This window comes from Acinetobacter sp. HR7 (genome assembly GCF_000773685.1).
Classification (GTDB): Bacteria; Pseudomonadota; Gammaproteobacteria; order Pseudomonadales; family Moraxellaceae; genus Acinetobacter; species Acinetobacter thermotolerans.
In genome coordinates this window covers 14,692-27,995 of record NZ_JPQO01000039.1, presented here as the reverse complement: position 1 = coordinate 27,995, position 13,304 = coordinate 14,692, and the positions used below count along the sequence as shown (strand labels likewise).

Sequence of the window (13,304 nt, the reverse complement as noted above, 5' to 3'; positions counted from 1 at the left end):
ACTCATTTTTACTACATTTTACTAATATTTGCTTAACTGACTGGCATTACACCTTCGGGTGGCTTTTTTATGGCCTCATTAGTCTCAATTGGTGGAAAAATAAAACTTTACAAATCAAGTAAATTTAGGAAGAATCTCTCGCGTAATCTTAAAACAGTCATATAACTAGACGATTTAAATTTTTATTGTTTTTGAGGGGGAACAATGAACTTCAAAAAACTATTTGCTATTTCAACAATTCTGCTGCTGACGGGGTGTAGCTCCATGGTGGTGACTTACGATGCAGCCGGTCAGGTGATTGGTTCATGTAAGGCTACTCGTGGCTTGCTTTCAACTGCATCGGCAGTTTGCGGTGGTTCCGGTAATGCCATTGGTGTGAATTACAACACTGTGAATGAAAAGACGGGGCTGTTACCCGTACCACCAAGCCAAACGCAAATCAAATTAAATTAATCCTGAATTTTTAGAGGGGAAAGACAATGAAACTTACAGCACTTATCGCACTTGCAGCAACATTAGTACTGACTGGCTGCGCTTCTACAGTAACCACTTATGATTCTCATGGGCGTGTCATTGGTTCATGTAAAGCTGAACGCGGTTTTGTGATTGGTGGTGGCGCAGGCTGTTCTGGTTCTGCAAATCAGGAAGGCGTAAATCGTTAATTGATTTTCGGTATGCTGCATATAAAAAAACCGAAGCCTAAGCTTCGGTTTTTTCTTTATCTATCAAAAATTATTTTTGATCAGGTAAAGCATAGGCAATGATATAGTCACCCACATCTTTAGAGTGGCTTGCACCACCTGCAGAAATGACAACATATTGTTTGCCAGTTTTTGGAGATTTATAAATGAGTGGTGCAGCGACAGCAGCAACAGGCAATTCAGCTTTCCACACTTCTTTACCTGTTTTTGAATCCAGCGCACGGAGGTAGTAATCCTGAGTACCTGCGAAGAACACCAGACCAGACGCAGTTGAAGTTGGACCACCGAGTGTAGGCATACCTAAAGGAATTGGCATATGGGTTTTAACACCTAATGGACCTAATTCTTTGGCTGTACCCATTGGGACTTCCCAAACAACTTTTTTAGATTTCAAGTCGATGGCAGTCATGGTACCAAACGGTGGCTTGTTACAAGGTACACCCAGTTTAGACTGCATGATGTCGATTTTCACACCGGCATAAGGACCAGCCAATTGTGGACGTACTGTACCCATGAATCCTGGAACTTCGTCAGTTGAGATATGGTATTTGCTCATATCTTCTTTACGTACCAATGACATACGAAGTGGCATACGCATATCGTTGACGTACATCATGCCGGTAGATTCATCAATGGAGATACCGCCCCAGTTGAAGCCACCAAGCAGGCTAGGCCATTCGATATATGGTTTTTCGCCCGGTGCAGTGTATAGACCGTTGTAGACAGAGTCTTTAAAGTCGATACGACAAGCCAATTGGTCAAAGGTTGAGATGCCCCACATATCCTGTTCAGTCAGTGTCGCATTACCAATTTGTGGCATGCCAACAGAGAATGGTTGGGTGGGAGAAAGTTTTTCACCTTCAGCACCGTTGGTGTCGACTGGACGTTCTTCAACTTTAGTGACTGGTTTACCAGTACGGCGGTCAAGAACGAAGATTTGACCCATTTTGGTGGTTTGAATCAATGCTGGAACTTTTTTGCCATGATCATCAGTCATGTCATAAAGCACAGGTTGTGACGGCAAGTCATAATCCCAGACATCGTGGTGAACAGTTTGATAAGTCCAAACAGTTTTACCAGTCAAGGCATTTACCGCAACAATTGCAGAACCAAATTTTTCTTTGGCTGCGTTACGGTCACCACCCCAGTAGTCAGGAGGACCATTACCTGTAGGCAAGTAAACCAGATTCAGGTCTTTGTCATAAGTCGGGATGGTCCACATGTTTGGTGTTTCTAAAGTAAAGCCTTTGCCATCTTTAGGTTCACCTACAAGTTCAGGATTGCCGACATCCCAAGCCCAAGCTAATTTACCAGTACGAACGTCATAAGCACGGACAACACCAGATGGTTCGCCATGCACGATATCGCGTACCCAGCCACCTAATACAGCGACATGACCTGCAATCAGTGGAGTAGAAGTTGGGTGGTAACGTTTACTTTGTTCCGTAGGACCCATGTCATGCAGAACATCGACCTGACCATTCACACCAAATTCTGGACATAAAGCACCAGTTTTGGCATTCAAGGCAATTAAACGGCCATCAACAGTTGAAGTCAGGATACGTTGTGGACAAGCTTTGATACCAGGTGCTTGAAGGTCTGCTGCAGTTAAAGATTTGTCTTTAGTTGCATCATAGTAACCAACACCACGGCAGGTAATATGCTCTGCAGTTTTTGCATGCGGATCATATTTCCAAAGTGCTTTACCGCTGTCACCATCAATCGCTGAAATGATGTTAGTTGGTGTGCATGAATATAAAGTACTATCAATTTGAATTGGTGTATTTTCATCAACACCCGCAGATGTATCACGACCAGTGTGATAAGTCCAAGCAACTTTCAGATCTTTGACATTTTCAGGGGTAATGTCAGTGTACGGTGCAAAGCGGGTACCGTTACCATTACGACCAAAATATTCCCAGTTGTCCGGGTTTTCTGCATTCGGTTTAGCCAGTGCAGGGTCTTGTACGATATCAACAGGATTGAGGATTTTGCCGTGTGGGAAGAAAGCAGCAATCAGGGCTGCGACACAGGCAAAGAAACCGGCAAAGCCAACAAGATTGGCAGCTTTGATTTTTGCAGCATCGAGTGCTGGCAGGTTTTTGCTTGCCCACATGCTGAGGACAAACAGAATAGTTGGAACCACCAGACGTGGGATATATTGCCAGAAGCTTAAACCTTGAACTTCAGCAATAGACCAGATGATGGTTGCAATAAAGGTAACAATAGAAAGCCAGAAACCAAGGGCTTTTTTCATCGCATAGAAAATGGCGATTGCAACATAGGCAATCCCTGCGATGAGATAATAACTTGTACCACCGAGGCTGAGTAATTTAGCGCCTTGAATGATCAAGTACAGCGCAACAAGTAAAGTCAGCACGACTACAAAATATCGATAGACTTTAGACCCTGTACGCTCGATAGAGGAGGGTTGTTCAGTGCTCATACCTTGCCTATAAAAAACGGCTTGGTTGCATAAACGGTGAAACAGGAGAATGGGATCAAAACAGATCGAATTAAAAGTTTACAGAGTTTATGTAACTAAGTCTTTAGCGAGGATAAATCCTCAGGAGAAATCAATTACAGTTACATATTCTAACATTTAAGAATGAATTTTTGACTAAAAAATATAATGTGAGTATTGATATTTATCATTTATTTTATTGTTTTAAACAATTGTAACTGCATAAGTTCGCTAATTATAAGAAATTTTAAGTAGAGAATAGCTTGGATTAATTCTTTTAAATTAAGACTTATTGTATATAAAAAACGCATGCTTTAAGCATGCGTTTTAGGATTGCAAAAGAATTTTTGCAGATTATTTTTCTACGAATGCACGTTCAATTACGTAGTCACCCAGAACACCCATACGTGGAGATTCTTTCAGGCCGTGTTGATCCAGCAGTGCAGCAACATCGTCCAGGAATGCAGGAGAACCACACAGCATTGCACGGTCAGTTTCAGGATTGAAACGTGGCAGACCGATTTTCTCGAATAGTGCACCAGTTTCAATTGCAGTCGTTACACGACCTTGAGTATGGAACTCTTCACGAGTTACTGTTGGGTAATAAATCAGTTTTTCTTTTGCACCTAACTCGCCGAAGAATTCATGATTTGGAATTTCATTCAGGATCAGGTCTTGATACGCTAGTTCTGAAATGTAACGGGTACCGTGAACCACGATGATTTTTTCAAAACGTTCATAAGTTTCTGGATCACGGATCACAGACAGGAAAGGAGCAAGACCAGTACCAGAAGAAAGCAGGTACAGGTTTTTACCTGGGTTTAAGTCATCAAGAACCAGTGTACCTGTCGGTTTTTTAGAAACCAGGATTTCGTCGCCGACTTTTACTTTTTGCAGGATAGAAGTAAGCGGACCATCTGGCACTTTAATTGAGAAAAACTCTAATTCTTCTTCGTAGTTTGCACTTGCGATTGAATATGCACGCATTAACGGCTTACCATTGACTTCAAGACCGATCATCACAAACTGACCGTTTTTAAAACGCAGAGCTTGGTCACGAGTCGTTTTAAAAGAGAATAAAGTGTCATTCCAATGGTGGACGTGAGTAATCTTTTCGACGTTAAAAGCAGCCATTAAAGGTCTCAATAAGTTATCAAATTAGAACAGGCTGCTATTCTAAACCAAATTCATTCTCGATAAACTGAATATATTTAATTGAGCTTATCAAAAAAAGTGATTATGCAAGAATTAACCATACCCATAATTGGTATAATGAAATCTCCCTATAAAGAAAAGTTCGGCATCCCACGTCAGCCGAATTTAGTGGATGTCGAGTCCTATATTGAAATGCAGTGGCCGTACAATGACCTGTTGGCTTTTGAAGGGATTGAGGCGTTCAGTCACTTATGGCTGCTGTGGCAGTTTCATGACAATAAGCATCAGGAAAACAGTAAGTTTCGCCCACAAGTCCGTCCACCACGTTTGGGTGGCAACAAGAAAATCGGTGTCTTTGCCACCCGTAGCATGTACCGGCCATCACCAATCGGGCTGTCTGTGGTGCAGCTGAAAGAAGTTAAAAAAGTCGGTAAATCAGTTCGAGTGTATGTGACGGGCAGTGACCTGCTAGACGGCACCCCGATTATCGATATTAAACCTTATATCCAGTATTCTGACTCAGTACCTGAAGCGCAAAGTGGCTACGCGCAAGATGAACCGGTACGCAAATATGTGGTCTGGTCTGAACAGGCAGAACTGGAAAGAAATCAGTTGATTCAAGAAAACAAGCTGTCGGAACATACCATTCGCGAACTTTTGGAAGTACTTGCGCTTGATCCACGTCCCGCGTATCAGGATGATCCGGAACGGGTTTATGGAATGCGTTTTGCCGATTTTAATATCAAATTTAGTGTCAATGACACGTCGGTGTTGATAGAAGAAATTGAGCTATAACAAAGGAGCCAGAAGGCTCCTTTATAATCTTGATTATTTAAATCCACTTAGTACTGCACTTAGTACTGTATCGATAGATTTCTGAGCTTGCTCATTAAAGAGATCGCATTCATGATCTAGAAGTGGATTGGCTTCATACCAATCAAAATTTTTACCAGCTTTATAATAGTCAGCATAGAAAAATTTACCGTCTGCTTCTACTAGAGCGGATTCATCATCTTCGACTAAGGTATCTCCATTTAAATAAACTTTGAATCCTGCAAAGTTCTTTTCTACTGTTGGTCTATCTCCGTAAAAATCTTTTACAGATGAGTAAGCATTCAGATGGTAAAAAGGCGTCATCACATATTCTTCAGAAGCATTTTCGGATTCGACCATTATGCATTCTGCACCTTTATCAAATTTAACGTCTTTAAATAAAGCCATATAATCACTTTGTTTGGCTTTAAAGTATTCGTTATCAATATATTCAGCTAATAGTTTGCCATCGAGCGGAATTGTCTTAACAGTTTGTGTAATAGTTAATAGATTGTGATTTTTAGATGAATAAGGCTTTTGAATCCACTCATTATTTAGACGTTGGAGAGTTCCAATTTCATAGCCATATTGTGTCTTGACATTGGAAATATCGTAATGATGATCTTTAGTTAAATAGTGATATGCGATTTGTGGAGCCCGTAATGTATTTGGTGTGCGATCTGAATACAGTTTTTCTCCAATAAGTGTAAACGTTTCTTTGGCTGCTTGGATTCCAATACCAGGATAGTAATAACTAGCAAATTTCGAAACAGTATTATTTTCATTATTTGGGTTAGTATTACCTGTATTACCTGTATTACCTGTATTACCTGTATTATTTTCTGTTGTTTCAGTATTGGCTGAACCATTTTGAGGATTTGTACTATTGGAAGAGTCACTGCTACTTCCACCACCTCCACAAGCAGTCAATAAAAAAGCAGAAAATAGCGATAAAGAAAGTGTTTTAAATTTCATTTTTTATAACTCTATTTGATTTATTTTTTATAAAGAAATTAGACAAAATTAAGATTTGTCGATGATTATTATATGAAAAATTATTTCTTTTCTAAAGCATCCACCATAAAATCCCGATCAAAACTGCCATATGCAGAATCTGGATCGGTGCAAAGTACAGGACATATTTCAAACCACCGGTCAGTCCTGCATTTACCGATTTTGCTATGGCATGTGCAGCTAAACCAATTAATAAAGCTTGAATGAGCCGGACATCGGATGGATCTCCCTGTATCACGACACTGGCCATGGCTGCATGGATCTCAAAAAGCGAAGCTAGCAATGTACCAGCGAGTAACCCTGCATCGCCAAGCCAGAGTTCCAGTCCATAAATCCCCGCCTGAATTAAAGTGAGAGCGGTCGCAATAATAATGGCTTCTTTCAAGCTAAACATCTGGCTATCTTCTTTATTATTATTTTCAGGCGGTTTGGCCTTACGGATCAGTAAAAAGGCACAACCCGCCAGAATTGCTATCGCAATAAAGGAAGGTAATAACAAAATTTTCAGCCAGGCCAAGGACACTCCACCGACCACAATAAATAATAGGACCAAGGTGGAAATACAGGACATCAATGCAGCACCGGCATTGGTGCGAGCATCCATTTCACCTTTACGTACTTGTAGCCCAAGCTGGGCAATGGTCGCGGTACTGGAAACAAAGCCGGAAGCTATCGAAGACAGCATCAGTGCATTTTTAGTGGAGAGTAGCCGTTTGGCGATATGCGCTAGTGCCTGTACCACCAGAATCAGGGTTAACAGCTTTAAAATCAGATAAGGATTGAGGACCTTGCCCCAGAGTGGAGTATCGGGCGTTAGGGGTAAGCCAATCAAAACTAATGCCAGTAACAATAAACCATCCCTGAATTCAGCTTCGGTAATCCATTGTCCGGCAATGCTATGCATGGAATGTTTGGCCCGCAGGATCACGGTAAGGAGCATGGCCAAACCTGCCGCTAAAGGAATATTCCACAGACAGATTGCGCCAATGAAGTAAGTCATAACAAAGGCCAGTTCGGTGGTAATCCCAGGATCATTGGACTGATGCTGAATAGAAAAAATTACCATACCACCAATAATCAGAGCACCTGCCAGACCAATTGCGGAGCCAAACAGAAAGCATAAGGCACCAAGCAGGGCACAAATGGCAAAAGAACGTAAACCGGCAAAGCTGGGTTGTTGTTCCTGCTGTTCGTGGCGTTCCCGTTCCAGACCAATTAACAGTCCACAACCCAATGCCGAAGTCAGGATGGTTAGCAGTTCATGAAATGAACTGTCCGTGGTAAGAAGCGAACTCAAATCCATATCTGATCTCGTATTATTCTTATGATTTCAACTATAAGTGACAAACAAAAAAATGAACAAGAGAAAATAGATTACTTCATTAAGGAAAGAGTATTGCTCTCAAGGTCCAAGAAAGCTGGCCTGTTGCAGAATCAGGCAGATGATGTAATAGAGCATGCGAAAAGTCCTAGAAAACTTGATATAGTGAAGGCAAGTTTGGGGACTTATAACAATGAAATTTGACTTCGAAATCGACACCGGCTGGTGTCTTGAACAATTATTTAAAGACGGAAAAATTAGTGAACGCGACCGGATGTTGATTCAGACGACGCATCGTCAGCGTGAACAACTGAAATGGCATCCTTTGCAGTGGATCGCCAATTTTAATCTGGTGGACCAGTCCCATCCCCAAAGTACTTTAACACTCAACCGTTTATGCCAATGGCTGGCAGAAAAAACCGGTTTGCCATTTTATATTATTGATCCTTTGAAAGCTGATGTGCAGGCCTTAACTTCGGTGATGTCGCAGGAATATGCCCAGCGTAACCGGATTCTAGCAGTAGAAATTCAGCCGGATAAAGTCCTGATTGCAACAGATCAACCCTATCAAACTGAATGGATGGCCAGCCTGCAGCAGAATATCAGCCCACGAAAAATCGAACGGGTACTGCTCAGTCCAGATCAATTACAACGTTATATTGTCGAATATTATCAGGTCAGTCGTGCCGTCAGTGGTTCGCAACGTTCCTCAGCTTATGACCGGGAAAATAAAGGGGTCGAGGCCTTATTGCAGCTCGGTGATACCCAGAATCCGGATGCCAATGACCAGCATATTGTCAAGCTGGTAGACTGGGTACTGCAGTTTGCCTTTGAGCAGGGTGCCAGTGATATTCACATGGAACCGCGTAAGGATACTGGCAAGATCCGTTTCCGAATTGATGGCGTACTGCACACGATTTATAACATGCCAGCAAATACGCTTACGGCTGTTATCTCACGTATTAAAATCCTCGGCCGGATGAATGTGGCGGAAAAACGAAAACCACAAGATGGTCGTCTGAAAACCCGTACACCTAAAGGGCAGGAAACCGAACTGCGTTTATCAACTTTGCCCACTGCCTTTGGTGAAAAGCTGGTGATGCGTATCTTTGACCCGGAAGTGTTGGTACGCAGCTTTCAGCAGCTTGGTTTTGAAGGGCATCTTTTAAATGACTGGATCAAGCTGACCAGTCATAGTCACGGCATTATTCTGGTTACAGGTCCGACCGGTTCCGGTAAAACCACGACCTTATATTCAACTTTAAAACAGTTGGCGACCGAAGAAGTCAATGTCTGTACCATTGAAGACCCGATTGAAATGCTCGAGCCGAGCTTTAACCAGATGCAGGTGAATACCGGGATTGATCTGGGGTTTGCCGATGGTGTACGTGCGCTGATGCGTCAGGATCCAGACATAATCATGGTCGGGGAGATTCGTGATGAAGATACGGCTAATATGGCGATTCAGGCCGCGTTGACCGGTCACCTTGTGCTTTCAACCCTACATACTAACGATGCGCCGTCGAGTCTGACCCGTCTGCATGATCTAGGTGTGCAACCATTCCTGACAGCTGCCACAATTCTAGGTGTGCTGGCGCAGCGTCTGGTGCGTACGCTGTGTCCGCATTGTAAGGAAGAAGGCTTTATGGATGAACAGGAATGGCAGCACCTGACCGCAGATTATCCATTGCCACGTCCGGAGTTTGTCTTCCATCCGATCGGTTGTGACGAATGCCGTAATACTGGCTATAAAGGCCGTATCGGGATTTATGAGTTTATGCCGCTCAGCCTGAATACCAAGCAGCTGATTGGCGCGAATGCCAATCTAGACCAACTCCGTGCCCAAGCGAAAAAAGAAGGCATTGAGCCGCTCAGAATTGCGGGTGCACGCAAGATCTTGGAAGGAGTGACTACGCTGGAAGAAGTACTACGGGTTGTGCCGCTGAATTAATGTTGGGTGAACCGATTTCTTATTATTTTATGAAAATGAAGTTTTCTTAAGATTCAATTCATCTTCAGCTGTTTTAATGGCTTCATCGAAACAAGGCAGCGTAAAAAGGTACTGAAAATGAAAACTATGATCAAAGCAATGTTAGCTGTAGCCATGATGGGTTCAACTGCCACTGTCGCAATTGCGCAAGACCAAGTGGTCAATCAACATGCATTTGCTAAAACAGTCACTGTCAAACAGGCGCTGGGCATGAAAGATGACAGCAAAGTGCAGTTAAAAGGTCATGTGGTGAAATCGGTAGGTGATGAGAAATATCAGTTCCGTGATAGCACCGGTACCATCACTGTCGAAATCGATGATGAGTTATGGCAAGGAAAACCGGTGTCTGCCAAAACACCAATTACTATCATTGGTGAGGTAGACGTGGACTACAAACCAGCAAAACGTGTTGAAATCGATGTCGATGAAGTCCGTTTCAACTAAGTTAAGGAATTAGGCAGAAAAAGCCTGGACGAAAAAAGCCATATGCGATATTACAAAAAGCATGTGGCTTTTTTTATTGTCAATTCATCATGATCGCTTAAAACATCAGGACAAAAGTTTATGCGTATATTGCTGGCAGAAGATGATACTTCACAGGCTGAAAGCATCCAGACTTGGCTGGAAATGGACGGTTATGTGATTGACTGGGTCGAGCGGGGTGATCATGCCATTCTGGCGTTGGAACAGCATCAGTATGACTGTGTGCTGCTGGATCGCGGTTTGCCACAGGCTAGTGGAGATGAAATTCTAACGACGTTACGCAAGCTGCAAAAAGATACTCCGGTAATTTTTATTACTGCTCGCGACACAATTCATGACCGGGTGGAAGGGCTGGATCTGGGTGCCAATGATTATCTGGTGAAACCCTTTAGTCTGGAAGAACTGTCTGCCCGGATTCGTGCCCAGATACGGCTGCAGCAAAAAAGTCAGGGCAATATCTTGAAATGGGAAGACCTGGAGCTGGATGTGCAGGCCAAAACGCTGCGCAAAGCCGGCCAGCCGGTGAACTTGACCGCTAAGGAATTCCAGATTCTGCATAAACTGATGCAAAAGCCGGAGCATGTGGTGACCCGGGAGCAGTTGGAAGAATCCCTGTATGCCTGGGGCGATGAGATTGAAAGCAATGCCATTGAAGTTTTTATCTATCAGCTGCGCAAGAAAATAGGCAGTCAGATGATCAAGACCATTCGTGGGTTGGGCTATCGTATGCATAAGGCTGAAGGATAAATTGAGATGGCTCAGGTGATTTCGCTACAGCAAAAGCTGATCAAGAATGCCATGTACAGCTCGGTTCTGGCCGGCTGTCTGGCCTGGTTGCTGCTGATTGGTGTTTCTGGCTATCAGGCCATGCATCTGCATGATGAACTGATGGAAGAAATTGCTGAGTCGCTGTTAGGTGATGTCACCCAAGGGCGGCATGTCGATGAAATCAGTGAAGAATTCGACATCCAGTACCAGCTCTGGCTAGATCATGAGATGTTAACCACTTCTGAAGCGCAAGATCTGTTGCCACAACAATTACTGATGCATTCGGGACAATATTTTGAATGGGTCGATGGTCAGCTGTTACGTACTCATGTTGAGGAAAATGAAGGACTCAAGGTTTTGGTGGTACAACCGCTTTCCATTCGAATGGAGGGGATCTGGCATACTGCTTTAGGCTTTGGCCTGGTTTTAATGTTGTTATGGTTAGTGCAATGGCTGCTGTTGAGGATATTGGTGAAACGCCAGTTACAGCCTTTAAACCGGATTTCTAAAGAAATTGCTTCCAAATCGGCTCAAGATTTAAGTCCAGTCGTTTCACCTGAGCCTGAAATTCGTGAACTGCAACCGATCGTCAGTCAGCTCAATCATATGTTGTCACGGGTTGAACAGTCCTTGAGTGCAGAACAGCGCTTTACTGCGGATGCATCCCATGAGCTGCGTTCACCACTTTCTGCAATCCAGATGCGTTTACAGGTGTTAAAGCGCAAGTATCAGGATCATGAAACCTTGCCGCAGGATTTGGCACAGATTGAAAAGGATGTCAGCCGGGGGGCTCAGGTATTGGAAAATCTGCTGCTGCTTGCCCGACTGGATCCTGAGCAACAACAGAATTTGCCGCGACAACAGCTTCAACTGGTAGACCTAATTCAAGATGCCTTAAAAACCTTGGCGCCGTTTAAACAGGAAAAGCACTTAAATCTAGAACTGGATTTAAACCAGGTGGACATCCATGGCAATGCCGAACTGGTGTTTAGTTGCTTGAGAAACTTGATCGACAATGCGATTAAATATACGCCGTCTGCGGGTACGGTTGTGATTCAGACGCAGCAGGAAAATGCTCAAGCTGTGGTGATCATTGAAAACTCGGGTGAGGGACTTTCGGAAGAAACTTTGCAGCGACTCGGTGAACGTTTCTATCGCGCGTTGGGGACGAAAACCCAAGGTTCAGGTTTGGGAATTTCCATCTGCCAGAAGATTATGCAACTGCATCAAGGTAAGATAGAGTTTCAACACTCTGTTTTAGGCGGCCTGAAGGTGATTGTCACTTTTACCCAAGCTTAAAAAGCGGTTTTGATCAAACAGCAGTATGTAGAGATTCATACTGCCTATGACCACGTTTATTCTTGTCTATTGTAATGATTATTTGGTCAGAATGAGACGGTTGTTACGGGTCAGACGTAAGCGATATTCCTCTCCCGCGTGCATGATACGAATTTCACGGCCGAGCGCAAACAGGTTATTCGAGTGCAGCATCGGTAAAGCGTGCTGATTGTCATGATGACGCTTAAATAAGCTAAAAGGTGCGTTCATTCCTTGGACTCCGTGGTATGTGTTTGGAATGAGTTAAATGATAATCATTATCAAATAAAGCTGTCAACGTTTCATTTTTTCAATTTCTAAAAAAATGGCTTTGACTTACAATTTGTAATATTTCTAGCCATTTAAAATCCTTATGTCCAAGCCAAATATTCATGTCGCGATTGCCTTGTTATTCCATCAAAATCAGGTACTGGTGGGCTGGCGCGAGGCCAAACAGCATCAAGGTAACAAGTATGAGTTTCCTGGGGGCAAAGTCGAGGCTAATGAAACTCCGGTACAAGCCTGCCGTAGAGAAATTCAGGAAGAAGTCGGTATCGACATTGAGCTTTGGCATCCTTTCGACTTTATCCGGCATGAATATGAAGATGTGATTGTGCATCTGTATCTGTTCCATGCCAGTGTGAGCAAAGACCAGCTTGCACAGATTCAGCAGCCGTGGAACTGGTATAGCCGCCAACAGTTGCAAGCCCTGAATTTTCCGAAAGCCAATGATGTGATTCTGGAAAAACTGCTCTGGCCAGAGATGATCAAGATCAGTAGTGATCTGAGTGACCTGGAAAAACCTGAAGACAACCAGTTGCTATATTGGCGTGTGGATGCGACAGCAGAGCAGGCGACAAAACTGATAGATTTATCAGCAGAACAATTAAGCAAATTGATCATCAATCATGAGCTGTATGTGCTGCTGGATGAAAAATTACAGCAAGGCATCCAAACACTACATTTCAAGCAAAGTCAGTTAGAACAATTCCAAAGTACAGATCGTATTTTAGGCAAACGTTATATCGCGGCCTGCCATGATCTGATTTCAGCCCAAAAAGCTGAACAGATCGGCTGTGAAGCGATTTTTCTCAGTCCGGTACTACCGACGGCAACGCATAGTGATGTTAAATCATTAGGTTGGGACACATTTGAGCAGATCGCCACACAGATTCAGATTCCGGCTTTTGCACTCGGCGGCATTAAAAAACAAGATTTAAAACAGGCCCAGTCCTGTAATGCCTACGGGATTGCAGGCATTCGTGGTGTCTAAGTAAG

General features: G+C 43.3%; 13 protein-coding genes. 8 read left to right on the top strand and 5 right to left on the bottom strand.

Annotated elements, in window-relative coordinates; genetic code table 11:
* Positions 1–204 precede the first annotated feature (204 nt).
* Together GW12_RS02770 and GW12_RS02765 are read left to right on the top strand one after the other, a co-directional pair.
* On the top strand, positions 205–453 hold the full coding sequence (locus GW12_RS02770) for a hypothetical protein (RefSeq protein ID WP_034583116.1): 249 nt from the start codon (positions 205–207) through the stop codon (positions 451–453).
* A 26-nt stretch (positions 454–479) separates the two neighbouring features.
* Entirely contained in the window at positions 480–662 is a 183-nt protein-coding gene (locus tag GW12_RS02765; protein WP_034583114.1) for a hypothetical protein, read from the top strand.
* A gap of 70 nt (positions 663–732) precedes the next feature.
* Here the strand turns inward: GW12_RS02765 and GW12_RS02760 are convergent, their stop codons facing one another.
* Positions 733–3,147 carry a membrane-bound PQQ-dependent dehydrogenase, glucose/quinate/shikimate family gene (locus GW12_RS02760; protein ID WP_034583112.1) on the bottom strand — a complete coding sequence of 805 codons (2,415 nt, stop codon included), beginning with the start codon at positions 3,145–3,147 and terminating at the stop codon, positions 733–735.
* A gap of 372 nt (positions 3,148–3,519) precedes the next feature.
* Positions 3,520–4,299, bottom strand: a complete 780-nt coding sequence (locus tag GW12_RS02755) for a ferredoxin--NADP reductase (protein ID WP_034583109.1) — start codon at positions 4,297–4,299, stop codon at positions 3,520–3,522.
* Positions 4,300–4,404: 105 nt separating this feature from the next.
* Here GW12_RS02755 and tsaA point away from each other — a divergent pair, with 105 nt between their 5' ends.
* The gene (gene tsaA / locus GW12_RS02750) at positions 4,405–5,115 is read left to right on the top strand and encodes a tRNA (N6-threonylcarbamoyladenosine(37)-N6)-methyltransferase TrmO (RefSeq protein ID WP_034583107.1); all 711 of its coding nucleotides are present in this window, start codon (positions 4,405–4,407) and stop codon (positions 5,113–5,115) included.
* 33 nt (positions 5,116–5,148) lie between these two features.
* Here the strand turns inward: tsaA and GW12_RS02745 are convergent, their stop codons facing one another.
* Together GW12_RS02745 and GW12_RS02740 are read right to left on the bottom strand one after the other, a co-directional pair.
* Positions 5,149–6,108, bottom strand: coding sequence for a hypothetical protein (locus GW12_RS02745; RefSeq protein WP_034583105.1), 960 nt, complete (start codon positions 6,106–6,108; stop codon positions 5,149–5,151).
* A gap of 91 nt (positions 6,109–6,199) precedes the next feature.
* The gene (locus GW12_RS02740; protein WP_034583103.1) at positions 6,200–7,450 is read right to left on the bottom strand and encodes an MgtC/SapB family protein; all 1,251 of its coding nucleotides are present in this window, start codon (positions 7,448–7,450) and stop codon (positions 6,200–6,202) included.
* A 211-nt stretch (positions 7,451–7,661) separates the two neighbouring features.
* Between GW12_RS02740 and GW12_RS02730 the strand changes: the two genes are divergently transcribed.
* The 4 genes from GW12_RS02730 to GW12_RS02715 all read left to right on the top strand — a co-directional run bounded on the left by GW12_RS02730 (position 7,662) and on the right by GW12_RS02715 (position 12,008).
* Positions 7,662–9,419 carry a GspE/PulE family protein gene (locus GW12_RS02730; RefSeq protein WP_034583099.1) on the top strand — a complete coding sequence of 586 codons (1,758 nt, stop codon included), beginning with the start codon at positions 7,662–7,664 and terminating at the stop codon, positions 9,417–9,419.
* 117 nt (positions 9,420–9,536) lie between these two features.
* Positions 9,537–9,902 carry a NirD/YgiW/YdeI family stress tolerance protein gene (locus GW12_RS02725; RefSeq protein ID WP_034583097.1) on the top strand — a complete coding sequence of 122 codons (366 nt, stop codon included), beginning with the start codon at positions 9,537–9,539 and terminating at the stop codon, positions 9,900–9,902.
* 120 nt (positions 9,903–10,022) lie between these two features.
* Positions 10,023–10,688 carry a response regulator transcription factor gene (locus GW12_RS02720; protein WP_034583095.1) on the top strand — a complete coding sequence of 222 codons (666 nt, stop codon included), beginning with the start codon at positions 10,023–10,025 and terminating at the stop codon, positions 10,686–10,688.
* 6 nt (positions 10,689–10,694) lie between these two features.
* Entirely contained in the window at positions 10,695–12,008 is a 1,314-nt protein-coding gene (locus GW12_RS02715; protein WP_034583093.1) for a HAMP domain-containing sensor histidine kinase, read from the top strand.
* A gap of 78 nt (positions 12,009–12,086) precedes the next feature.
* On the opposite strand, the gene hemP is transcribed toward GW12_RS02715, so the two are convergent.
* Positions 12,087–12,257, bottom strand: coding sequence for a hemin uptake protein HemP (gene hemP, locus GW12_RS02710; protein WP_034583091.1), 171 nt, complete (start codon positions 12,255–12,257; stop codon positions 12,087–12,089).
* A 142-nt stretch (positions 12,258–12,399) separates the two neighbouring features.
* Between hemP and GW12_RS02705 the strand changes: the two genes are divergently transcribed.
* Entirely contained in the window at positions 12,400–13,299 is a 900-nt protein-coding gene (locus GW12_RS02705) for an NUDIX domain-containing protein (RefSeq protein WP_034583087.1), read from the top strand.
* Positions 13,300–13,304 lie beyond the last annotated feature (5 nt).

What these genes read in the sequence shown, in the direction of transcription:
- GW12_RS02770 (WP_034583116.1), top strand. Translation starts at nt 205, where the DNA reads ATGAACTTCAAAAAACTATTTGCTATTTCAACAATTCTGCTGCTGACG.
- GW12_RS02765 (WP_034583114.1), top strand. Translation starts at nt 480, where the DNA reads ATGAAACTTACAGCACTTATCGCACTTGCAGCAACATTAGTACTGACT.
- GW12_RS02760 (WP_034583112.1), bottom strand. Translation starts at nt 3,147, where the DNA reads ATGAGCACTGAACAACCCTCCTCTATCGAGCGTACAGGGTCTAAAGTC.
- GW12_RS02755 (WP_034583109.1), bottom strand. Translation starts at nt 4,299, where the DNA reads ATGGCTGCTTTTAACGTCGAAAAGATTACTCACGTCCACCATTGGAAT.
- tsaA (WP_034583107.1), top strand. Translation starts at nt 4,405, where the DNA reads ATGCAAGAATTAACCATACCCATAATTGGTATAATGAAATCTCCCTAT.
- GW12_RS02745 (WP_034583105.1), bottom strand. Translation starts at nt 6,108, where the DNA reads ATGAAATTTAAAACACTTTCTTTATCGCTATTTTCTGCTTTTTTATTG.
- GW12_RS02740 (WP_034583103.1), bottom strand. Translation starts at nt 7,450, where the DNA reads ATGGATTTGAGTTCGCTTCTTACCACGGACAGTTCATTTCATGAACTG.
- GW12_RS02730 (WP_034583099.1), top strand. Translation starts at nt 7,662, where the DNA reads ATGAAATTTGACTTCGAAATCGACACCGGCTGGTGTCTTGAACAATTA.
- GW12_RS02725 (WP_034583097.1), top strand. Translation starts at nt 9,537, where the DNA reads ATGAAAACTATGATCAAAGCAATGTTAGCTGTAGCCATGATGGGTTCA.
- GW12_RS02720 (WP_034583095.1), top strand. Translation starts at nt 10,023, where the DNA reads ATGCGTATATTGCTGGCAGAAGATGATACTTCACAGGCTGAAAGCATC.
- GW12_RS02715 (WP_034583093.1), top strand. Translation starts at nt 10,695, where the DNA reads ATGGCTCAGGTGATTTCGCTACAGCAAAAGCTGATCAAGAATGCCATG.
- hemP (WP_034583091.1), bottom strand. Translation starts at nt 12,257, where the DNA reads ATGAACGCACCTTTTAGCTTATTTAAGCGTCATCATGACAATCAGCAC.
- GW12_RS02705 (WP_034583087.1), top strand. Translation starts at nt 12,400, where the DNA reads ATGTCCAAGCCAAATATTCATGTCGCGATTGCCTTGTTATTCCATCAA.